Source organism: Cupriavidus sp. SK-3 (assembly GCF_000611145.1).
In the GTDB taxonomy this organism is placed as follows: domain Bacteria; phylum Pseudomonadota; class Gammaproteobacteria; order Burkholderiales; family Burkholderiaceae; genus Cupriavidus.
Genome location: NZ_JFJV02000018.1, coordinates 117,633 through 138,666 on the forward strand (window position 1 = coordinate 117,633; position 21,034 = coordinate 138,666).

18 protein-coding genes and 1 pseudogene are annotated in these 21,034 nt (G+C 65.8%); 9 read left to right on the forward strand and 10 right to left on the reverse strand.

Translation table 11 applies throughout. From position 1 onward, the window contains the following. Positions 1-207 (forward strand): annotated as a pseudogene (locus CF70_RS37255) (mammalian cell entry protein); the annotation flags it as partial. Positions 208-248: 41 nt separating this feature from the next. After that, positions 249-797 carry a PqiC family protein gene (locus CF70_RS01790; RefSeq protein WP_255350627.1) on the forward strand — a complete coding sequence of 183 codons (549 nt, stop codon included), beginning with the start codon at positions 249-251 and terminating at the stop codon, positions 795-797. A 21-nt stretch (positions 798-818) separates the two neighbouring features. Here CF70_RS01790 and CF70_RS01795 read toward each other — a convergent pair whose 3' ends face one another. Next, on the reverse strand, positions 819-1,520 hold the full coding sequence (locus CF70_RS01795) for a potassium channel family protein (protein WP_063830423.1): 702 nt from the start codon (positions 1,518-1,520) through the stop codon (positions 819-821). A gap of 360 nt (positions 1,521-1,880) precedes the next feature. Here CF70_RS01795 and CF70_RS01800 point away from each other — a divergent pair, with 360 nt between their 5' ends. Then, the gene (locus tag CF70_RS01800; protein WP_035859499.1) at positions 1,881-2,642 is read left to right on the forward strand and encodes a hypothetical protein; all 762 of its coding nucleotides are present in this window, start codon (positions 1,881-1,883) and stop codon (positions 2,640-2,642) included. Between the two features lies 1 nt (position 2,643). On the opposite strand, the gene CF70_RS01805 is transcribed toward CF70_RS01800, so the two are convergent. From CF70_RS01805 to CF70_RS01815, 3 genes are all read right to left on the reverse strand, one after another. Beyond that, positions 2,644-3,519, reverse strand: a complete 876-nt coding sequence (locus CF70_RS01805) for a transporter (RefSeq protein ID WP_035859500.1) — start codon at positions 3,517-3,519, stop codon at positions 2,644-2,646. 537 nt (positions 3,520-4,056) lie between these two features. Further along, positions 4,057-4,731: a response regulator transcription factor gene (locus CF70_RS01810; RefSeq protein WP_051647965.1), complete on the reverse strand. Its 675-nt coding sequence runs from the start codon at positions 4,729-4,731 to the stop codon at positions 4,057-4,059. Beyond that, on the reverse strand, positions 4,728-6,254 hold the full coding sequence (locus CF70_RS01815) for a two-component system sensor histidine kinase NtrB (RefSeq protein ID WP_051647966.1): 1,527 nt from the start codon (positions 6,252-6,254) through the stop codon (positions 4,728-4,730). Before CF70_RS01815 ends, CF70_RS01810 begins: the two co-directional genes overlap by 4 nt. Positions 6,255-6,937: 683 nt before the next feature. On the opposite strand from CF70_RS01815, the gene CF70_RS01820 reads away from it, so the two are divergent. The 5 genes from CF70_RS01820 (at position 6,938) to CF70_RS01840 (ending at position 11,070) form a co-directional block, all read left to right on the forward strand. Next, on the forward strand, positions 6,938-8,080 hold the full coding sequence (locus CF70_RS01820) for a patatin-like phospholipase family protein (protein ID WP_035859501.1): 1,143 nt from the start codon (positions 6,938-6,940) through the stop codon (positions 8,078-8,080). Positions 8,081-8,105: 25 nt separating this feature from the next. Beyond that, positions 8,106-8,846 (forward strand): acetoacetate decarboxylase, encoded by a 741-nt coding sequence (locus tag CF70_RS01825; RefSeq protein WP_035859502.1) that lies wholly within the window; start codon positions 8,106-8,108, stop codon positions 8,844-8,846. A gap of 211 nt (positions 8,847-9,057) precedes the next feature. Beyond that, a complete protein-coding gene (locus tag CF70_RS01830) occupies positions 9,058-9,354 on the forward strand; it encodes a hypothetical protein (RefSeq protein ID WP_035859503.1) in 297 nt (98 codons plus the stop codon). 82 nt (positions 9,355-9,436) lie between these two features. Beyond that, on the forward strand, positions 9,437-10,276 hold the full coding sequence (locus tag CF70_RS01835; protein ID WP_235184847.1) for a DUF2092 domain-containing protein: 840 nt from the start codon (positions 9,437-9,439) through the stop codon (positions 10,274-10,276). Between the two features lie 11 nt (positions 10,277-10,287). Continuing rightward, positions 10,288-11,070 carry a hypothetical protein gene (locus CF70_RS01840; RefSeq protein ID WP_035859557.1) on the forward strand — a complete coding sequence of 261 codons (783 nt, stop codon included), beginning with the start codon at positions 10,288-10,290 and terminating at the stop codon, positions 11,068-11,070. Between the two features lie 6 nt (positions 11,071-11,076). On the opposite strand, the gene CF70_RS01845 is transcribed toward CF70_RS01840, so the two are convergent. From CF70_RS01845 to CF70_RS01860, 4 genes are all read right to left on the reverse strand, one after another. Further along, positions 11,077-12,417 (reverse strand): SLC13 family permease, encoded by a 1,341-nt coding sequence (locus CF70_RS01845; protein WP_035859505.1) that lies wholly within the window; start codon positions 12,415-12,417, stop codon positions 11,077-11,079. A gap of 35 nt (positions 12,418-12,452) precedes the next feature. Further along, complete coding sequence (locus tag CF70_RS01850; protein WP_035859506.1) at positions 12,453-13,490, reverse strand: amino acid ABC transporter substrate-binding protein; 1,038 nt, start codon at positions 13,488-13,490, stop codon at positions 12,453-12,455. 147 nt (positions 13,491-13,637) lie between these two features. Next, on the reverse strand, positions 13,638-14,735 hold the full coding sequence (locus CF70_RS01855; RefSeq protein WP_035859559.1) for a beta-propeller fold lactonase family protein: 1,098 nt from the start codon (positions 14,733-14,735) through the stop codon (positions 13,638-13,640). A gap of 129 nt (positions 14,736-14,864) precedes the next feature. Then, on the reverse strand, positions 14,865-17,183 hold the full coding sequence (locus CF70_RS01860) for a TonB-dependent receptor (protein WP_035859507.1): 2,319 nt from the start codon (positions 17,181-17,183) through the stop codon (positions 14,865-14,867). 301 nt (positions 17,184-17,484) lie between these two features. Between CF70_RS01860 and CF70_RS01865 the strand changes: the two genes are divergently transcribed. Next, entirely contained in the window at positions 17,485-18,342 is an 858-nt protein-coding gene (locus CF70_RS01865; RefSeq protein ID WP_081861991.1) for an NADPH-dependent F420 reductase, read from the forward strand. A gap of 27 nt (positions 18,343-18,369) precedes the next feature. Here CF70_RS01865 and CF70_RS01870 read toward each other — a convergent pair whose 3' ends face one another. Continuing rightward, positions 18,370-19,470 (reverse strand): fatty acid desaturase, encoded by a 1,101-nt coding sequence (locus tag CF70_RS01870; protein WP_035859508.1) that lies wholly within the window; start codon positions 19,468-19,470, stop codon positions 18,370-18,372. Positions 19,471-19,645: 175 nt separating this feature from the next. After that, positions 19,646-20,977: a guanine deaminase gene (gene guaD, locus CF70_RS01875; RefSeq protein ID WP_035859509.1), complete on the reverse strand. Its 1,332-nt coding sequence runs from the start codon at positions 20,975-20,977 to the stop codon at positions 19,646-19,648. Between the last annotated feature and the right edge of the window lie 57 nt (positions 20,978-21,034).

A 21,034-nucleotide genomic window follows, 5' to 3' on the forward strand; every position in this document is an offset into this window, starting at 1 on the left:
CGGGGGGCGCGCGCCGCGATCGTTTCGGCGCGCACGGCGCTCGATTCGGCAAACACCGCGATGCAGCCGGACTCGGCGCTGCTGCAGAGTACCGCCGATACGATGCGGGAACTGTCGCGCACGGCGGCATCGCTTCGCGCTCTCGCGGACTATCTCGAACGCCATCCGGAAGCGCTGATTCGCGGCAAGACGGAGGACAAGAAGTGATGCGCTCTCTTTTTCTGACAGCTGCGCTACTTGCGGCCTCGATGCTTGGCGGCTGCGCGAGTTCGCCTCAGGCAGCTTTCTATACTCTGAGTCCGGAGGGGGCAATGGCGCCCGTTGACGCCGGTGTTGCGCCACTCGCTGTCTCAATCGGGCTGGTAGCGGTGCCGGAGATTGTCGACCGCCCGCAACTGGTGCTGCGGGTCAATGCGACAGAGGTAAGGATTGACGAGTTCGCGCGCTGGGCCGAGCCGCTGAAGAGCCAGGTTGTGAACGTGATGGCTGCAGACCTGGCCCAGCTCCTTCCCGGTGCGCGTGTTTCAAGCTATCCGCAATGGGCGGACCGGGCGACGGCGTATCAGGTCGCGGTCGACATTCAGCGCTTCGATTCCGCACCGGGCGATGCGGCGACAGTCTCGGTGTTGTGGCTGGTGCGGCCGCCAAAACAGGGAACGCCGGTGAGCGGCCGGAGTATCGTGAGCGAGCCTGCCGGCGCGCCTGGTTACGATGCGCTCGTCGCCGCGCACAGCCGGGCGCTGGCCGCGGTCTGCCGCGATATTGCCGCGGCGATCCGCTCGACGCGTGGCGAGTGACACCACTGGGCGTGGCGCCGATCAGGGACCGGAGCTCTCGCTCGCGACCCGTAGCGACACCAGCCGCGCCAGCACGATCGCCGGATAGAGCTGGCCGATCAGCGCCTCAAGAATGGCAAGCGCCCGTGCAGGATTGGCGATCGGCGTGATGTCACCATAGCCTACCGTCGTCAGCGTGACAAAGCTGAAGTAGAGCCAGACCGAGTGATCTGAAGACGTGTAGGTGTTCGGGATTCCGGCGTAGGCGCCGGGGATGTGAATGCTGACAAGGTGGTCGGCCTCCGCCCAGACGACGCCGATCAGTATGTAGAGGGACACGGCGCCCAGGATCCTGTCGAATGTCACCGTGCCGGGGCTGAAAACCCTGATCCCGATGACCACGCCAAGAAGGCCAAGTGAAATGAGCGCGGTTTCGCCAATTATCATCCCCTGCGCGTGCGCGTGCGCCGGCGCAAAGAGCCATCCCGCCCAGCGCACCAGCAGCGCCGCACCGGCGACCAGCGCGACGATCAGGAACTGCAAGCGGCGGTCCGACACTGCAACCACGCCGGTCAGCAGAATAAGTGACAGGAGCAGCTCCCGCATCAGCCGCGCGTGGAGGCTGTTCGGCGCCACGGAAAACGGCACGAAGAACACAAGCAGGAGGAGCAGGACCAGGAGAGCTACCATGCTGCCGCCGCGTAGTTTCTCCGGGTGCTCACGCCACCATTGCACACGTGCCATAGCCGCTCCCATGCGCGCCGGAGGCGGGCGCAGCCATGCCGGTGGCCACGCATACTCTCGACGCATTCCGGAACGAACTTACCATCGCGGAAGAGCCGGCACCATGGGACCTTGGTCCAATTGCGTCGTCCCGCGCGGGGAGCAAGATATGGGAGTGTCCCTCTTTTCCAATGCCGCTCCATCGCCATGCGTGCCATGGCAATGTGTCCTGCCAGCCATCTGGGGAGCATGCCGCGTAACGCGGTGGGAATCCTGGCGGATCGATGGCCAGGACCGGGTCTGCCGGACTGCCGTAGTGTTGGGTACCTCTTTGGATACCCACGGGCGCCGTGCCCGTGACCACATGCGGAGGGTTGAAGCATGAACCACCTCGTCATCGCCCTGATCGTATTCGGGTGTGTATTCGGCAGTTCGCTGGTTGGCATGTGGGCGCGCGCCATACTGCCGCCACACCACCTCAGTGATCAGTCCATCAATGTTGTCAAGATGGCGACCGGCCTGATCGCAACGATGGCCGCGCTGGTGCTCGGGCTGCTGGTGTCGTCGGCAAAGGGCACGTTTGACACCACCAGCGCCGAGCTGGTGCAGAATTCCGCCAGCGTCATCCACCTCGATCGCGTACTGGCCAAGTATGGGCCGGAAACGCGGGAGGTCCGGGGCTTGCTTAAGAGTATCTACGCTGAAAAGGTCCAGATCCTCGGGTCCGGAGACGCGGCACTGGTGGGCAGGCTGGGCGACGCCGAGGCGGTCGCCAAGCTGGAGGACTTCCAGCGCACGCTGGAGGCACTGGCGCCCCGCGACGATCAACAGCGTCAACTGAAGGCGCAAGCCCTCCAGATTCTCGATACCGCGTTTGCTGCGCGCTGGCTCGCGTTGCTGCAGATGAAGTCTACGATCCCGGTATCCTTGCTGATCGTGCTGGTGCTGTGGCTCTCCATCGTGTTCGGCACCTTTGGCATGTTCGCCGACCGCAACGGGACCATTATTGCCGCCCTGATGTTGTGCGCGCTATCGACTTCGGGGGCGATTTTCCTGATCGAGGAAATGAGCACGCCGCTCAACGGCATGGTCACCGTGTCGCTTGCACCCATGCGCGACGCGCTCGCCCATCTCGGCCAGTAGGTCAGCGGTCAAACCACCGGTATTGAAGCGTAATGGAAACGGTCTGGAAGTTGCCGCCGATGCGTGCTGTCAGCCCACGCGACCACGCGAGCTTCGCGGACCATTGCGCCGCGAGCGGAACGGACAGCGTGGCGCCGTAGCGCACAGTGCGCTGCAGATCCTGGCCCTGAGCGCCATTTACGCTTGTCTGGCCGCCAGTGAAATACGTCACGTCCGTAGCGAGCCAAAGGCCGGGTCGCCAGTTATAGCCTCCGTGCCATTGGAATACAGGCAGCGGTTCCTGGCTGCGCCGACGGCCGCCGAAGAAGTCGTTGTTGTCGGTGAAGAACCACACGCCCGCCATACCCTCCACGAACCAGTTGCCGAGTGGCTGGGACAACCCGATCTCGGGCTTGAATGCCCAACGATTCGAACCCACGTTCACCAGGCGCGATGGCAGGTACTGGCCGGTCGGCGCGACCACGCTGAGGCTGGCGCCGAGTGAAGCGGTGGGGCTGCGTCGCGCGAATTGCTCCGGAGTGAGCGCCTCGCCACCCAGCAGAATCACGGCAAATCTCATCCTGATGTCACCCATGCCTGACCGGTAGGCGTGCCCGGGCGCGCCCTCGACGTTGCCGGTCAGGTCCGCATTGGCGTAAGGAACCAATAACGCGACGCTCGCCGTACGTCCCGCAATCCCGAAGCTATGGGAATAGCCGGCCGCGTAGGTATTGATCGTGGCTTGCAGGTCTGTAACCGGCAGCGAAGGATCCAGCAAGACCTCGCCGCTCGATCGCGCATAGTTGACCAGCAGGAAGTTCGTTCCGACCGGCACGGCGGAATAGGCGCGCGGCTCCATTTCCTGCGCAGACCCGGAGGCTGCCCAAAGGAGGATCATGCCGGCGCTCGCGTACCGGAGGCGCCGCACGGCATGTGTCGTCAATGCTGCCCGCTCCGCGCGCCATCTGCGCGCTTCAGCCGACTTTGATTGCGTGGAGGGCGAGTCAATCGGCATGTCTTTGCCAGAGGCATGGGAAGCCGGTGGAAATGATCTACTCTGTAGCAGAGGATGCGATGGCGCAAGGTGTTTGTGCCGGCCATGACAAGGGGTAGCCATGAGAGTTCTAGCTTTGTTGGCATGCGTGATGCTTTGTTCGAACGCGTTTGCCGAATGCACCACGAACGCGCGTGGTGTTGTCGAGTGCAACAATGGAGAATCGGCTGGTGCATATAACCGGAACACGGGCAACGCCGTCGTATCCGAAAAAAATCAGAATGGCGTGACGACGACAGAGACGAGCAAGGGTGGAGAGGCCAAGACCAAGAATGGCAAGGGCGTATACACGAGTCCGAGCGGGAAGACATGCGCCAAGACTGCCCGTCATCAGGGATGCAACTGAAGATCCACGGATGGGGGCAGGCCCGGCAGGTGCTGTCATGCGGCCGTGACTGACTCAGGGCTCCGGGGCGGGTGAGGGGGCGGAAGCTGGATGCCAGCCTTATCGGTGACCCGCACCAGTTCCGCCAGTGAGTGTGCCTCCATCTTCTTCATCACGCGGGCGCGGTGGACCTTGATGGTCTTTTCGGCGGTGCCCAGTTCGCATGCCATTTGCTTGTTCAGGCGGCCTTCGACCACCAGCGCCAGCACTTCCCGCTCGCGCGGCGTGAGCCGTTCGATACGATTTTGGATCGATTCGATTTCGATTCGGCTCGCGAGCGCTTGCGACGCGCTCCCCAAAGCGGATTCGATGGCATTGAGCAGGTCGGTATCGCTGACCGGCTTCACCAGGAAGTCGGTCGCGCCCGCCTTCATCGCGCTGACGCTCATCGGGATATCGCCGTGTCCGGTGAGGAAGATGATCGACAGCGGCATGCCTGCTCCGCGCAATTCACGCTGAAACTCCAGTCCGTTCAAGTCGGGCAGTTGCACGTCGAGTACCAGGCAGGCGTTGTGGTCCGCGGACGGACCGCATTCGAGGTACGCACGGAACTCGAGCGCCGATCCGAACCCTTCGGCCCGGTAGCCTGCGGAGCGGATCAGGCGCGTCAACGCCCGGCGCACTGCGTCGTCGTCATCCACCACGAAGACGGTTGGTTTGGCGTGGTTCATGGTCGTTGTCCGGAGTGAATCGGCTCGGCCTCGGCGGCGATGGGCAAGGTGAAATGGAAGGTGGCGCCCTGGCCAGTGTTGTTTTCCGCCCAGATACGGCCCCCATGCATTTCAACAATGGTGCGGCTGATCGAGAGCCCGAGCCCGAGCCCGTCGCGCTTCGACGTATAGAACGGCTTGAAGAGCTTGTCCAGCTTGTCGGCGGCGAGGCCGGGCCCGCGATCGCGCACCGAGACGCGCACCATGCCGGCACCATCGAGCGCGGCATCTACCACGATCTCGCGATCATGGGCCGAGCGGGACTCTGTCGCGTGGAAGGCGTTAAGCAACAAATTCAGCACGACCTGTTGCACCTGGACGCTGTCGCCCTGCACGGGGGGCAGGCTGGCATTGATATTCGGCAGCACGCGGATGCCGCGCACGATCGCGTCGCTGTGCACCAGCAGGACCACGTCGCCGATGACGCGGGCAAGGCTGAGGGGCGCCGCCTCGAGTTCGCCTTTCTTGACGAGCGCACGGATCCTGCGAAGCACCTCGCTCGCGCGGTGGTTGTCCTCGACCAGGTCCTGCAGGATCTCGCGCACTTCGGCAAGATTGATCGGCTGCGTCGCCATGAATCGCTGGGCTGCCTGCGCGTTGCTCAGGATGGCCGTGAGCGGCTGGTTCAATTCGTGCGCGAGCGAACTTGCCAGTTCTCCGAGCGTGGAGACGCGCGTCAGGTGGGCGAGCTCTTGCCTGTTGCGCTGCAGTTCGTACCGCTCTGTCCGGTCAATGATGACTGTCAGCGTAAGCGGGTCCCCGTCGGACGAAGTGCGGTTGGCTGTGATTTCCGCCGGGAATTCGGTGCCATCCTTGCGCCGCGCGAACAGGTCACGCGTACCACCTGTCGCTCCGGCCGGCGGCGCGTGCACCGTGCGGGCGCGGCGGGCGGGATCGGTGGCGCCCTGCAATCCAGGAACGAGTGTGTCCGCGCTAGCGCCGATCAGCTCATCCTGGCGATAGCCGAAGAGCGTTTCCACGCCGGCATTGGCCAGCACGATCCTGCCATGCGCATTCGTCATCAGTATGGCGAACGGCAGCAGTTCCAGCGTGCGGCGCAATGTCTCCTCGCGCGGGCTTTCATGCAGATCACCGCTTGCTTGCGTGGGGACATCATGCGGCGCAAGGTGAACGGCGATTCGCCGGAACCGCTCGGCGGCCGCGAGGCGCGCGCGGATGGGGCGCCAGCTCTGCCGCCAGTACTGGCGAGATCCTGGCGCCTCGCGAGGGCACGGCTGTTCCGCGGGCGCTCCTGCGGCCTGCTGCTCCCGGGTTGCGTTGGCGACACGGGTGACACGGGCGCGCAGGAAGTCAAAAGTAAGAGGAAAAGGCCGGTGCGGCGGTCTTGCGGCGCCAGGGCCCGGGTTGATCGGCGCATCCCTGGTTGCGGGCGCCTGGCGGTCGCGCGCGCGTCGGAACTGCAGCATCAACAGCAATGCGATGAGCGCAGCCTCCAGGACGGCAGCGGTCTGAACGATGGTCATGGCGCCGTGCTCCCCTGTCAGTGGTTCGCGCGGCCTGCGCGAACCCGCTGCCGTCGGCAAGCCGGCGAGCAGACGAGCAACTCAGCGCGCATGCGGTCGAATCAGGCGGTTGCACCGTTGCAACAAGGTGCTCGTTACCGGACATCTCCGCTGGGCCATGAAGCGAACCTGTCCCATACCCCTCTTTGATTTCTTGCTCCACTGCGTTCCTGAAACACAACGCAATGCCGTTTCTGCTGGCGGATACTGGCTTGCGACAGGTCGCCGGGGTGAATGAAGCGTCACTGGCGGCCAGGGCGAACCGGTTATCAAGTGGAATATAGGCAAAAAAAGTTTAGGCGCTGTCGTCCCTTTGTAAAAGGCATTAGTCTCGATTGCGAAAGTTACGAAAGCGGCGTTACCCGAACGGGTGAGGCCTGCCGGATGCTCGAATTCGCGGTCGAATGGGACCAAGGTCCAATTGCCGGCACATTGCACGCGGACTATTTTTTCAAGGGAGTGGTACTTGGCTGGCCGCATGGTCCCGCTTTCCGCTTCTGGTGCCTGCGTTTGCCACGGCGGGCCAGGCCGGCGCCAGGGAGCCTGGCTGTGCGCACGGCCCTGAGCGCGGCGCTGTCGTCGCGGGTGAAGCGCTCCACAATCTCACCACGTCTCACCACCGGCCCCATTCCCCGGGAACGATCATGGCGCAGCCAAAAAAAGCGACCCCTTCGGATGCAGCCGCGCTCGGGGGAAAGTTCGACCATACGATTCTCGTCCTGCAAGGCGGCGGCGCGCTGGGTGCGTACCAGGCGGGCATCTTTGCTGGACTCGCCGACTGCGGCCTGATGCCTGACTGGGTTGCCGGCGTTTCGATCGGGGCGATCAATGCCGCGCTGATCGCAGGCAATGCGCCGGAGCGCCGCGTGGAGCGCCTGAGCGAATTCTGGGACCGGATGTCGGCGCATGCGCCATTTGTTCCACCTGCCTACCTGGATCCGTGGCGTCCGATGCTGAATGCCTTCAGCGCGGCATCCGCGGTAACGTTCGGGGTTCCTGGCTTCTTCACGCCACGGGTTCCCCCGCCTTTCCTGGCACCCGACGGCAGCATTGAAGCCCTGAGTTTCTATGACACACGGCCGCTCAAGGCAACACTCGAGAAACTGGTCGACTTCGATGTGATCAACCGCAAGGATGTGCGGCTCTCGCTGGGTTCGGTCAACCTGCGCTCCGGGAACTCGGTCTACTTCGACAACGCGCAGATGCAGATCGGGCCCGAGCACGTGATGGCGAGCGGTGCGCTGCCACCGGGATTCCCGCCCGTGGAGGTGGACGGGGAACTGTACTGGGATGGCGGCATCGTTTCGAACTCGCCGCTGTGGTACATCGTCGACGAGAACTTCCGGTTGGGGGCGCTGGTCTTGCAGGTCGATGTATTCAGCGGGGCGGGCGAGATGCCGCAGAACCTGCGGCAGGTCCAGGAACGAGTCAAGGACATCCAGTATGCAAGCAAGACGCGCTTCAACACGACGCGCGTCAGGGAAATCGAAAGCCTTCGCGGCGCACTGCGCCGTGTGATCGACAAATTGCCCAAGGCGCTGCAGTCGGATCCGGATGTGGAGCGGCTCACGGCGATCAGCACGCGCGGCACAGTCGCGCTGCTGCATTTCATCAACCGGCACAACACGCAATCCTCCGATTTCAAGGACTACGAGTTCTCGCGCGCCACGGTGACCGACCTGTGGAACGGCGGGCTTGAGGACGCACGCAGCGCCGTCGCCAGTCCGAAGTGGAAGGAAGCGTTGGCGCTTACCAGCGGGATCGGCATTTACGACATGACCTCGTAGCGCCCCGTCAACAGGAACACACGCCATGACCGAAGCAGAGATCAAGAGGCTCGCCTTCGCGATGCCGCTCACGAGTCCCGCGTTCCCGCCGGGCCCCTATCGTTTTATCAATCGCGAGTTTCTGATCGTTACCTACCGGACCGATCCCGCCGCGCTGGCTGCCGTCATTCCCGCTCCGCTGGAGATGAGCGACCCGGTCGTAAAGTTTGAATTTATCCGGATGCCGGATTCGACCGGCTTCGGCGACTATACGGAAAGCGGCCAGGTGATCCCGGTGCGCTTTCGCGGCGAAACCGGCGGCTACGTGCACGCGATGTTTCTCGACGATGGATCGCCGATCGCGGCGGGCCGCGAAATCTGGGGCTTTCCCAAGAAGCTGGCATCGCCGCGGCTGCGCATCGAAAAGGATACGATCGGCGGCGTGTTGCGCTACGGGCCGGTCCCGATAGCCGTGGCGACGATGGGGTACAAGCACAGGGCGCTTGACCACGGCAAGATCCTGGCATCGCTGTCGGCCCCCAATTTCCTGCTCAAGATCATTCCGCATGTGGATGGCACTGCCCGCATTTGCGAACTGGTGCGCTACTTCTGCGAAGACATCACCGTGAAGGGGGCCTGGGAGGGGCCGGCCGGGCTGGAACTGTTTCATCACGCGCTCGCGCCGGTTGCGTCGCTGCCGGTGCTCGAAGTGATCTCGGGTGTGCATATCATGACCGACCTGACGCTCGGGCTGGGCACTGTGGTCCACGATTATCTCGCCGCGTGATGGCGGTCTCGCGCATTGGACCATGGTCCTATATCGGCCCCCCCGCGGGTTGCATAGTCTATGGATGGAATGGCTCTTCCCTGGCGTGTGGTCGTGACGGACCCGTGCCGAGGGAATCCAGGGCCAGGTAGCGCGTCCGGAAGCATAAGCGATATTCCCGGCGCATCTGCTGCCTCGTCACCATCATCGATACGACGAAGTGAGGAAGATCATGACCAGGCGTCTGCTGTGGTTTGCGGTGGTGCCGGCGCTGCTGTTTGCGGGTGTCGCCAGGGCTCAGTACCCGATCATGAACGAGGTCGCCGAGAAGCTCGTTCAAAAGTACCAGCGCGCGTCCTGCGAGCAGCTATGGCAGGAGAAAGCCCAGAAACAGGGGCAGCCGAAGCCCGCGAAGGAGCAGGAAGCCGTGCAGTTGCTGCGCGACGATCCGCAGATGCGCAGCGCGTTCATCAACAGAGTGGCGGGGCCGATTGTCAACAAGATGTTCGAGTGCGGCATGATTCCATGATCGCCGTCGGTTGCTACACCAGGCTGAATCACTCACCGAGACCGCGATGATTAACGAGAGATTGCTGTTGCGCGCAACCTTTGTGGCGCTGGGCCTGCTGTTGTCCGCGAACGGCATTGCTCAGCAGTCACAGCCAGCGCAGAAGACGCCGAAGGCCGCCGCCAAGCGGGTGCCCAAGGCCGCCGCGCCGACGTTCCAGGCCGGCATCGAACCACGCGCGGTAGACCTCCTCAAAGGGGCGAGTGCCCGCCTGGCCGCTGCCAGGACAATGGCTTTCACGGCGGTCGTTTCCTATGAGAGTCCCAGCCGCCTCGGTCCTCCGCTCGTCTATTCCACCAAATCGCAGGTGGTGATGCAGCGGCCGGACAAGCTCAAGATCGTCACGCTCGGCGACGGGCCGCCCTCTGAGTTCTACTATGACGGCAAGAGCATGATGGCGCTTGCGCCAGCCGAGAACCTCGTCGCCGTCGCGGACGCGCCACCGACCATCGACGCCGCGCTGCAGAAGGCCTACGATACCGCGGCGATCTATTTCCCGTTCACCGATGTGATCGTCACGGATCCCTACAAGGACATCGCCGACGGACTGAAGACCGCGTTCTATATCGGTCAGTCAGGTGTGGTCGGGAATACAACAACGGACATGGTGGCGTATGTCACCGGGGATGTATTCGTGCAAGCCTGGATCGGCACGCAGGACAAGCTGCCGCGCCGCATCTACGCCGTCTACCTCAATGACCGTACCCGCTTGCGCCATGTGCTGGAACTCTCCAACTGGGAACTGGACGCCGCCGTTCCCGCAAATGCCTTCGTTTCGGCCAGCGCGGCCGGCGCGGCACGGATTGCGTTTGAGCCGCCGGATGCAAAGGGTGGGCCGGGAATGAAGCCTCCTCCGAAGTTCAAGCCTGCCAAGGGGCAATGATGAGGCGCATCATGAAGAAAGCCGTCATGCATCTGATGGGGCTGCTGATCCCGGCGCTAGTGACCGGTCCCGCGGGGGCGTGGTCGCACGCCAACTATCGCGGAGGCAGCACATCGCACGAGCCCGGCTCGGATTCCACGACCCGGAGCAACGCCTGGGGTGGCAGCGAAACGCACACCTACGGGGAGGGCACGACCGCGACCGGCCGCTACGGCGGCACGGCCACGCACGCGGAAGGCTCGGGGCAGACGACAGCCACCAACCGCTACGGCGGGACCGCGACCCACACCTACGGCCAGGGTACCAGCGCCACGAGTGCGTCCGGTGGCACGGCGTATCACGCCACGGGTTCCGGCTATACGAGCTATACGAGCGCCTCGGGGGCGACGGCTTACCACAGTCCCTACTATGGCGCGACGTACCCCGCATACCATCCGCCGGTCGTCGTGAACAACTACGGGTCCGGGTGCTACAACTGCGGCGGCTGGTCCACCGCCGGCGCCGCCGCGGCGGGTGTGGTGGTCGGCGCGGCGGCAGGGGCAGCCGTGGCATCGGCCAATACGGCCGCCGCGACATCCAATGCCTACAACGCCGGCGTGGTCGCCGGGGCGACGGCTGCCGCCGCCCCGGCCAGCACGGCGTTTGCGATGGGGGCGATCTACCCGACGCTGCCGGCGGGCTGCATCACGCCCACGGTTCAGGGCGGCACATACTATTTGTGCGGCAACACGTGGTTCAAGCCCTCCTACGGCGCCAACGGCGTCTACTACCGCGTGGTGCCGACGCCGGCCTGAGCATCGTCAGCGCATCAACCGCGTCAGCACGATGACATAGACCGCCGACGCCGCGAGCTGGGCCACGGTGATCGGCAGTCCATAGCGCATATATGTGGCGAACGTGACCGGCTTGCCCTCGCGCGCGCAGATGCCGGCGGCCACGATGTTGGCCGATGCGCCGATGAGGGTGGCATTGCCGCCGAGCGTTGCGCCGAACATCATGCCGACGAACACCGGAATCGTGGCCGCCGGCCACTGGGTGAACTGTTCGGCAAGCGCTGCGTCGGGCACCACTTCCGCCGCGACCAGGTAGCCCTTGACCATCAGGATCGACGCCGCCGCAACGGGAACGTTGGCCAGCAGGCTGGAAAGCAGGCCGATGGCCGCAATCATCACTAGTGCAACGAGCGTCAGCTGGGTGCCGAACGACGCCTGGAGCTTCAGCGCCATGATCTGGATCAGCCCCGTCTTGGTCACCGCTTGCACCAGGCAGAAGATGCACCCCAGGAACAACAGCGTCTTCCAGTCGACGTCCCGCAGCACACTGTCGGTCGGCTCGAAGCGGGCTTCATATCCGACCAGCAGGGCGAGGGCACTGGCAATCATCGCGACCGTGGGCGGCACGAGCCGCGTGGGCAGGTGCTCGCCGAAAACGAACAGCCCCACCATCGTCAACAGGACGGCGAGCGAGAGCGCGGCGTAGACGGGCCGCTCGAGCTGCCGCGGCTGCGCGCGCGGCGGCAACGGACGCCGCAAGCGCCAAAGGTCCGGCATCAGCAGCGGCAGCAGGGGGACGATGACGAGCAAGGCGACGACGCCACCCAGGCTCACGCGGTGGAGGTACTCGCCAAACGTCATGCCGATCGAACTGCCCACGAGAAATGTCGCCGGATCTCCCACCAGTGTCAGCAGGCCGGCGGAATTGCTCACGATGGCGGTCAGCACCATCGGTCCGACAATGTCCACTTCCAGGGCGACGGCAACCCGGATGATGATGGGCGCGATCAGGATGACCGTGGTCGCGTTCGGCAGGAAGGCGCACAGGGGCGCGACCAGCGCGATCAGTAGCAGCAGGAACCGTCTGCCGCTTCCGCCCGTGGCGCTCAGGTACAGGTCGCCGATGCGGTCGAAGATACCGGTGGTGGACAGGATGCGCGCCACCACCATGCCACCGAACAGCAGACTGATCGGCCCACCGGAGGTGCGGGTGGCGCTCAGCAGATCCTGCTCGTTCAGGATCCCCAGGGCGATCAGGACGCACACGCCGATCAGGGCGGCCACCGCCATGTCCATCAGGTTGAAGGCGATGGCGAGAATCACGGCCCCGAATACGCCAAGGACGATGTAGATCTGCAGTTCGCTCATGCGGCGGCCTCCGCTGCCCGTTGCATCGATGGGACCTAGCGCACCGGTGGCGCGTACATCAGGCCACCCTGTGTCCAGAGCCGGTTAAGTCCGCGTTCGAGACCGAGCGGGCTTTTCGCGCCGAGATTGCGATCGAACAATTCTCCGTAGTTGCCCACGCTCTGCACCGCGCGCGCGGCCCAGCCGGGCTCGACGCCGAGCGCCTGGCTGGCGTCCGCGCCGGCTTCGAATGCGCTGGCCACCGCCGGATCCCGCATGCGTTCACTCGCGCTGGCTTGCGTGATCCCGGCTTCTTCCGCGGCAATGAGCGAGAAGAGTACCCAACGGACAAGCGTCAGCCAGCGCTGGTCGTCATTGCGCACGACCGGTCCGAGCGGTTCCTTCGATATCCGCTCGGGCAGGATGACATAGGCTTGCGACCCATCCCGGACGCGCACGCGCGCCGCCGCAAGTTGGGAAGCGTCCGCGGTGTAGGCGCTGCAGCGCCCCGAGAAAAAGGCGTCGGCCACCTCCGTTGCGGAGTCCACGACGAGCGGTTTCACGCTCAGGCGATTCGCCGCGGAGTAGGTCGCCAGATGGTCTTCGCTGGACGTACCCTTTTCGACGCAGACCGTGGCGTGATCGAGTCCCGCAATCGACCGGATCCCGTTTTGCCTGGACACCATGAACGCCTGGCCGTCGTAATAGAGAATGCCGGCGAACTGCACGCGCAGCGTGCTCTCGCGCGCCAGGGTCCACGTGGTGTTGCGGCTGAGCAGGTCCACCACGCCGGTGCGCAGTGCCGGGAACCTGCCCGAAGCCTTCAGCGGAACGAATGTCACCTTGTCCGCCTGGCCCAGGGCCGCGGCCGCTACGGCGCGGCAGAAATCGACGTCGATGCCTGACCAGCGGCCCGAGGCGTCCTTCGCCGAGAACCCCGCAATGCCTTCGCTGACGCCGCAGCGCAGCGTGCCGCGCGCCCTGGCCTGCGCAAGCGTATCGCCGTCCGCGGCATGCGCCGGCAACCCGGTGGCCATGAGCCACGGAAGCGTACCCAGCAAGAGCACTCTGACGACGCGCCGAAGGAGGGGCATGCAGGCTCCTGAGCCAGTCTCGACATGGAATTGCGCACCAGACTGATTCACTTTGTCCGCGATTCCCTGGTGCGTCAATTGGCCTTTCGGCCTATATGCGGGCGATCCACGAACGCCGGCGCGATGAGAAATCGTGTGCCCTGGCGTTCATGGCGCATCCAGCGTCCCGGGGCTTTTCGGGAAGGTGACGATGCCCCAGGTCAGCGCGACGCCGGCGATTTCCCGCAGCGGCTGGTAGCTGCGCGCGTCGACCACATAGACCGCGTTCGAGCGGCCGCAGGCGATCAGCAGCCGCGCGTCGTCGGGGGTGAAGCTGAAGTGCCAGCAGCGCTTGCCCGTAGCGATGTTGGCGATATTTTCATAGCTGCCCGCATCGAAGACCTGGATGGTGTCGGCACGCGAGGCCGCGACGAACAGGCGTTCGCCGGCGCGGTCGAACGCGACCCCGTAGGGCCCGGCGCGCGTCGGCACCGTGCGCAGGACGCGGTAGTCGGCCGCGTCGAGCACCAGGAATGCGTTCGCCGATTCGAGCGTGACGATATAGCGCCGCCCATCCGGGCTCACCTTGATGCCGCGCGGCCGCGATCCCGGCGGCGTCTTGAGCAGATTGAGGCGGCGGCCGCTGGCGCGCTCGTAGACCGAGACGGTGTCGTCGCCCTCGTTGGTGACCAGCAGCAGGCGAGCGTCCGGCGAGAACTCGATGCCTTCCGTTTCCAGCCCGCTGGGGATGGCGCGCGTGACGCGCCAGTCCTTGAGATCGATCACCGCGATTTCCGCCGGGACCGGGGCGCCGTCGCGGGCCTGGGCTGGCTTGCCGGCTGCCGGCGCGGGTTCCGCTCCGGGTGGCCCGTTGCGCTCGCCGGGCTCGTAGGTGACGAAGGCCTGCCCGCCGGACACGCGCACGAATTCCGGGTTCTTGCCGATCGGTATGCGCCTGACCAGCTGGCCGTCGCGCGTGTCGATGACGGACAGGTCGCTGGTGCCCTTGTTGGCGGCCAGCAGGTAGCGGCCATCCGCGCTGATGCCGATGCCGCGCGGACCCTTGCCGCCGGTGTCCAGGGTGCGCGCGATTTCGAGCCGGCCGAGGTCAATCACCGCGATGCCGCCGGTCTCGCTGGATACATAGGCCGTGGCGGGCTGGGAGACAGGCGTCTGTGCGCGCCACGCGCACGCGGCGCAGGCGAGCGCGGCACACAGCGCCAGCGTGGTCCGGCCCGGCCTGCGATATTCCCTTTCCGTGGCCATGCGCGCCTCCCGATTGCGTTGCTCGCCGTGACGGCCGGCTTCACGCCATCCAGGGATGGCAATCATGCGTCGCTCTATTCTTGGCGAGGGTGTGGTCGCTGCCAAGGAATTTCGGTGCGCCGGTAGCCGCTAACGTCCATCCCATTCGTAGCGCACCCCAACCAGGAACAGCCGCGGCGCGCCCGGCGCGACGAAGCGCTCGGCCGGCACCGACGCGCCGGGCTGCAACAGCGTGCCGCCGGGAAATACACTGAGGCCTGCTTGTCCATAGGTTTCATAGCGGCGGTCGAATATATTGTCCACCCGCGCATAGAGCTGCCAGCGCGGGTCGACCTGCCAGCTTGCGCGCAGGTTGAACAGGGCGAAGCCGGCGGTGCTGGCGAGGCGCGGATCCTGTGCGGTCAAGGCACCGTCTTCATTGCCGGCAACGGGCCGCGAGGACGAAACGATCATGGAGCCGCCGAGCGTGACGGTTTCCGTCGCGCGCCAGTCCACGCCGAGCTTGAAACTGTGCAGCGGCACGCCGGCCATGCGGGTGCCGGGGCGCACGTTGACGGGCGCCGCGAACGGCGTCTGGATCTGGCCGTCGGCCTGGTAGGTGGCTTGCAGGTAGCTGTAGCCGGCGCGCAGCGTCAGACGGCCGAGGCGCTGGCGCAAGCCGAGTTCCAGGCCCTGGCTGCGGGTCTTGGGAAAGTTCGTGAAGAAGCCGAGCGGGCTGACCGGCGAGCGCTCGAACAGGATGTCGTCGCGCCTGTCGCTGCGGTACAGCGCCAGCGTCAGGTCGGTGGCATCGGCGGCTTTCCAGCGGCCGCCGAATTCGTACGTGCGCGACACCACCTGCCGCAGGTAAGGATCGGCCTGCAGGCCGGTGGGCAGCTGGCAGGCATTGGCCGGGTCGGCACAGCCAAGCTCGATGGCGGTGGGCATGCGCGTGCCCTGCGAGGCCGAGGCGAAAACGGTGAGGCCGCTCAGCAACTGGTGCGAGAGGCCGAGCGCGGGGTTGAGCCGCGAGAACGTGAAGCTCTCGTCGGAGGCATTCGGCAAAGTCATCTCGGTGCGCGTGCGCGAAGTGTTCCAGCGTGCGCTCGCGGTGAGATAACTGTGCGGCAACAGCTTGATGGTGTCCGATGCATACAGGCTGAAGGTGGTGGTGCGGCCATCGAGCGAGGCCGCGGTGGTGGGCGAGGAAGCAGGGTCCGCCACCGCCACGCGATCTGCGTTGAATGTGGCCGGCTGTGTGTCCTGGCGGTATGCGGCGCGGCTCAGCGCGGCCGCGGCGCCCAGTACCGCGCTGTGGATGTCGCCGGTATGCGACCACTGCGCGGACAGGCCGTAGTCATGCGTGTTGACGGTCGAGGTATTGAACACGGCGTTGGCAGGCGCATTGCCGGGCTGGCACCCGTCGTCGCCGGCGTTGCCCTGGCAGTCGAGCAGGCGGTCCAGGTAGGCGCCGCTGACGTCGCCCGTGGTTGCCTGCGAGCGTCCCACGCGCAGATAGGCGGTCAGTGCCAGCTGGTCTTCGGCATTGAACTGGTGTGCGCCGTTCAGCGTCGCCTGGAGCGCGCGTGTGCGCGTGATGTCCGGCGCGGTGTAGATGGCATTGCGCTGGACGCCATAGATGCTGTCCGGCAGCAAGCCGTTGCCGGACAGGCTGCTGGTGCTGCCAAGCAGGCTCACGCTCCATTGCGTGTCCGTGGTGGAGCGGCCTACCTTGGCGAAGAGATTGCCCAGCCAGCTGCCGGAAAGTTCGCGCCACCCGTCCTCCCGGAATCCCGTGCCCGCGACGAAGGCGTGCCAGCCGTCGCCCAGCATCTGCCCGGCGCTGACATCCAGCCGCGCGCGGCCGTGGCTGCCGACGCTCAGGTCGGCTTCCACGCCGGGGTGTGTCTCGCCGGACTTGGTGGTCAGCGCCAGCGCGCCGCCGAGCGCGTTGAGCCCGTACAGCGGATTGCTGCCCGGCACCAGCGTAATGGTGCTGATGGCGGCCTCGGGGATCGCGGTCCAGTCGACCACGTCGCCAAGCGCCGAATTCTGGCGTACGCCGTCGAGGTAGAGCGCCAGGCCCTGGCCCGCGCCAAGGGTGGACGAGAGCCGGTAGCCGCGGTAGAGGATGTCCTTCAGGTACGGGTTGCCTTGCACGTCGTTGATCACGACGCTCTCCATGTTCTCGCCGAGGAACGAGGACAGGTTGCCGGATTTGGCGCGCTCCATGTCGGCATCCGTGGCGGTCTGCACATTGCCGGGAAACGCCTCGCGCGGGATGGAGAACGAGGGCAGCGGCGCGGGCGCGACCACGGTGACTTCCTTGAGGTTGTGTACCTCGTCGACGGGCAAGTCCAGCGCCGTTTCGGCGGCCAGAGCCACCGGGGCGCCGGCTGCCAGCGCCAGCAGTGTGCACCTCGCCGCCGTCCGGCCTGGGCTGCGCGCTCGGGGGAGGGCGGGTGCCATTACCTTCTCCGTGGGGACAAGGACGCAAGCGCACGGATTCCGGCGCACGGTCACCAAGGCATCGCGCAGGCCGACGCCGTCCAGGGTGATGCAAGTGATACTTACTGTAGTGCACGGCCCGGCGCATGCCAAATCGAACCGGCGGCCGCGCAGGCGGCTTGTCGCGGGTGCTGCATTTTTCGCCTAGAGTTTGAAGGTGCCCCCGAAAGCGCTTCGCCACGCACCGGGCTTTCTGAAGGGCGGGGCGCTCCGTTTTGCTGTGTCGCAGCATCGTGATCCTCACCGGATCGAGGAGTTCGCCATGCCGTTTCCCGATCGTCCCGTATTCGGGCCTGGCCGTGCGGATCGCACCGGCTTCGCCGGGGCCGCCGCCGTGGCTTGCGCCGGTCAGGCCGGTACGGTTGACCGGCGCCGCCGCTTGCTATGCGGCAGTCTCGGTTTTGCCCTGCTCGCGCTTGGCGTGTTGCCCGTGCGCTTGCGCGCGCAGGCGAGCCCGGATGGCGGCCCGATTCCCATCGGTGTGATCGGCTCCGGCCGTATCGGAGGAACGGTCGGCGGCTTGTGGGTGCGCGCGGGACATCCTGTGATGTTCTCCTCGCGTCATCCTGAAGAGCTCAAGCCGCTCGTCGACAAGCTCGGCCCGCTCGCCCGCGCGGGCACGGTGGCCGAGGCGCTGGCCTTTTCCAAGGTGATTTTCCTGGCCGTTCCATACAAGGCCTTGCCCGATATCGCCGCCGAGCATGGCAAGGCCTTTGCCGGCAAGATCGTGGTGGATGCGACCAATGCCATCCGGGCGCGCGATGGCGCCATCGCGGAAGAAGCGTCGCGCAAGGGCATCGGCATTACCACTGCAAAGTACCTGCGCGGCGCGCGCATCGTTCGTGCCTTCAACTTCATGGGCGCCACCAAATTCGCGAGCGAGCATCACCGCGCCGAGGGGCTGATTGCCGTGCCGATCGCGGCCGACGATCCCGCCGCGCTGCACGTTGGCGAGCAACTGGTGCGGGATGCCGGCTTCGAACCGGTGGTGATCGGGCGGCTGGCGACGGCTGACAGCTTTGCGCCGGGCGGCCCGCTGTTCCACCAGATCGGTTCGGCCGATGCCATGCGGGCGCGGATGGCGGAGGTCAGCGGCAAGGCGGCCGCGGAGCCGAAGTAACCCCGGCGGCTGGCCGGGGCGCGGCGCTTATGCCGGCACGGGCGCGTTGGCGCTGGTCTGCCGGCCCCGGAAGTCCGTCCAGCACAGCGCCTTGAAGTCGTACAGCTTGCAGCGGCGCGCGGTCTGGAAGTACCAGCGCCAGGTGAAGTTCTGGATGATGATGCGGCCCGGCAGCGCGTGTTCGAGCAACGCCTGCGCGCGCTTGAGGCGGTACAGCGGCACGCTCATGTCCACGTGATGGGCGGTGTGCTCCATGATGTGATGCAGGGCCGCGCCGATGCCGTAGCGGAAGCGCAGGTGCACGGTGGTGGAGACGAAAGGCTGGGCGCGTGCCCACATGGTCTTGGTCTCGTACCAGGCCACGCTGGTATGGGTGTGGTGCACGTAGAGCACGAAGCCCACGGTGAAATTCCATACCAGGAAGGGCACGACGAAGCCCAGGCCCACCAGCAGCGCGACCGACTGGCCGCTGGCCACCGCCAGCCCGGCCAGCGCGCCGATCCAGGCGGCGCCGAAGATCGCCACCAGCGTGCAGTCCCACATGAAGACAGCACGGCGCGTGGGCATCTGGCGGCGGCTGGGGAAGAACATCTTGAACCACCAGATCTCGACCAGGTAGTACAGGCCCGCGCCGAAGCCGTTGCGGTAGACGCGCTCCAGCGCGCGGCGCCAGCGCGGCAGCGCCTGGAATTCCTCGAGCGAGTAGGGTGCCCAGACGAAGTCGAAGCCCTTGAGGTTGGAATAGCCGTGGTGGACCACGTTATGGCCGACTTCCCACAGGCTGTAGGGCGTGAGCGACGGCAGGAAGGTCAGCCGCCCCAGCCATTTGTTGAGGCCGCGCCGGGGCGTCAGGCTCTGGTGGCAGGCATCGTGGCCGATGATGAACAGGCGGGCGATGATGATGCCGGTCAGCACGCCCGCCGCCAGCTTGGCGAGCCAGTGGGAGAACATCACCACCCCGGCCAGCGCGGCCACGAACAGCGCCGTATCCAGCGCGAACAGCGCCAGCGCGCGCGAGGTGCTGCGCTGTCCCAGCGGGATCAGCCAGCCGCGGATGATCTTGCGCGAGGGCAGGGGCGCTTCAGGGGAAATCGGCTCCGGAAAGGGGGCTTGCTGCGTGGCAATCATTCAAAAACCTTCAGTTGTCGAACGCGGGGTCGGGCACCTGGCTGTGCCCGGGACTGGCGATGCACGGCCACAGGGGCCGACGGTGTGACAGCTTAGAAGGATTGCGTGACAGGGGTGTTGATCCGGGTCAAGCCGGCGTGGCCAGGACCCGGTGCTTCCTGGTGAAAAGTGATGGTTAATGCGCGACGGAGGCCGGCGCGCTTGCCGGCTCGCCCATCACATAGACCTCATCGATCACACGGTCGTCGCCCAGCATGGCGAAGGCGAACAGTTGCTCTTCCAGCGTCTCCGAGCGCTCGCTGCGGCGGGCGATCAGCGGCGTGGCCTGCGGATCGAGCACGATGAAATCGGCCTCGCAGCCCGGCGTGAAGCTGCCCACGCGCTCGCTCCAGCCCAGCGCGTCGGCGGCGGCGCGGGTGGCCAGGTAGAACATGCGCAGCGCGGTGAGGTGATAGCCGCCCATGCGCGCCACCTTGTGCGCGGCATTCATGGTGCGCAGCATCGAGAACGAGGTGCCGCCGCCCACGTCGGTCGCCAGCGTCACGTTGAGGCGATGGGCGTCGGACTGGTGGAAATCGTAGAAGCCGCTGCCCAGGAACAGGTTGGAGGTGGGGCAGTGCGCCACCGCGGCGCCACTGTCGGCCAGGCGCTTGCGGTCGTCCTGGTCGAGGTAGATGGCGTGGCCGTAGAACGCGCCCGGACGCAGCAGGCCGTAGTGATCGTAGATATCGAGATAGCTGCGTGCCTGCGGGAACAGTTCGGCGACCCACTTCACTTCGTCGCGGTTTTCCGCCACATGGGTCTGGATATAGGCGTCGGGATAGGCCTTGGCCAGTTCGCCGCAGGCAGCCAGCTGCGCCTCGCTGGAGGTCGGCGCGAAGCGCGGCGTGATCGCGTACGACAGGCGGTTCTTGCCGTGCCAGCGCGAGATCAGGTCGGCCGAATCGCGCGCGCCGGACTCGGCGGTGTCGCGCAGGAATTCGGGGCAGTTGCGGTCCATCAGCACCTTGCCGGTCACCAGGCGCAGGTTGCGCCGGTCCGCTTCGGCGAACAGCGCGTCGGCCGAGGCCATGTGCACGGTGCTCCAGGCCACGGCGCTGGTGGTGCCGTTGCGCAGCAGTTCGTCGGCAAAGAAGCCCGCCACCGCCGCCGCGTACTCCGGATCGGCAAAGCGGCGCTCCTCGGGGAAGGTGTAGGTTTCCAGCCAGTGCAGCAGGCCGGGCGAGGGCGAGGCGATGATGTCGGTCTGCGGGTAATGCACGTGGGTGTCGATAAAACCGGGCACGATCAGCTTGCCGCGGCGGTCGATCACTTCGGCGCCGGCCGGGATCTGCGCGGCCAGCTCGGCGTAGTCGCCGACCGCGGCGACATGCCCGGCGGTGACAACCAGCACCCCGTCTTCCCAATACTGATACGCGTCGTCATGAAACTGCGGATCGCGCAGGAAGTGCAGCACGCGGCCACGGATGGCGCGGGTGATGGACGGGGTGGGGGGCGTGGTCGTCATAGCGATGTCTCGTCGTGCGCCGGCGCGCGCGTGGCGCGCCGGCATCTTGGTGTGAAC

Coding starts and splice junctions, on each gene's coding strand:
- CF70_RS01790 (WP_255350627.1), top strand. CDS start 249: ATGCTTGGCGGCTGCGCGAGTTCGCCTCAGGCAGCTTTCTATACTCTG.
- CF70_RS01795 (WP_063830423.1), bottom strand. CDS start 1,520: ATGGCACGTGTGCAATGGTGGCGTGAGCACCCGGAGAAACTACGCGGC.
- CF70_RS01800 (WP_035859499.1), top strand. CDS start 1,881: ATGAACCACCTCGTCATCGCCCTGATCGTATTCGGGTGTGTATTCGGC.
- CF70_RS01805 (WP_035859500.1), bottom strand. CDS start 3,519: ATGATCCTCCTTTGGGCAGCCTCCGGGTCTGCGCAGGAAATGGAGCCG.
- CF70_RS01810 (WP_051647965.1), bottom strand. CDS start 4,731: ATGAACCACGCCAAACCAACCGTCTTCGTGGTGGATGACGACGACGCA.
- CF70_RS01815 (WP_051647966.1), bottom strand. CDS start 6,254: ATGACCATCGTTCAGACCGCTGCCGTCCTGGAGGCTGCGCTCATCGCA.
- CF70_RS01820 (WP_035859501.1), top strand. CDS start 6,938: ATGGCGCAGCCAAAAAAAGCGACCCCTTCGGATGCAGCCGCGCTCGGG.
- CF70_RS01825 (WP_035859502.1), top strand. CDS start 8,106: ATGACCGAAGCAGAGATCAAGAGGCTCGCCTTCGCGATGCCGCTCACG.
- CF70_RS01830 (WP_035859503.1), top strand. CDS start 9,058: ATGACCAGGCGTCTGCTGTGGTTTGCGGTGGTGCCGGCGCTGCTGTTT.
- CF70_RS01840 (WP_035859557.1), top strand. CDS start 10,288: ATGAAGAAAGCCGTCATGCATCTGATGGGGCTGCTGATCCCGGCGCTA.
- CF70_RS01845 (WP_035859505.1), bottom strand. CDS start 12,417: ATGAGCGAACTGCAGATCTACATCGTCCTTGGCGTATTCGGGGCCGTG.
- CF70_RS01850 (WP_035859506.1), bottom strand. CDS start 13,490: ATGCCCCTCCTTCGGCGCGTCGTCAGAGTGCTCTTGCTGGGTACGCTT.
- CF70_RS01855 (WP_035859559.1), bottom strand. CDS start 14,735: ATGGCCACGGAAAGGGAATATCGCAGGCCGGGCCGGACCACGCTGGCG.
- CF70_RS01860 (WP_035859507.1), bottom strand. CDS start 17,183: ATGGCACCCGCCCTCCCCCGAGCGCGCAGCCCAGGCCGGACGGCGGCG.
- CF70_RS01865 (WP_081861991.1), top strand. CDS start 17,485: ATGCCGTTTCCCGATCGTCCCGTATTCGGGCCTGGCCGTGCGGATCGC.
- CF70_RS01870 (WP_035859508.1), bottom strand. CDS start 19,470: ATGATTGCCACGCAGCAAGCCCCCTTTCCGGAGCCGATTTCCCCTGAA.
- guaD (WP_035859509.1), bottom strand. CDS start 20,977: ATGACGACCACGCCCCCCACCCCGTCCATCACCCGCGCCATCCGTGGC.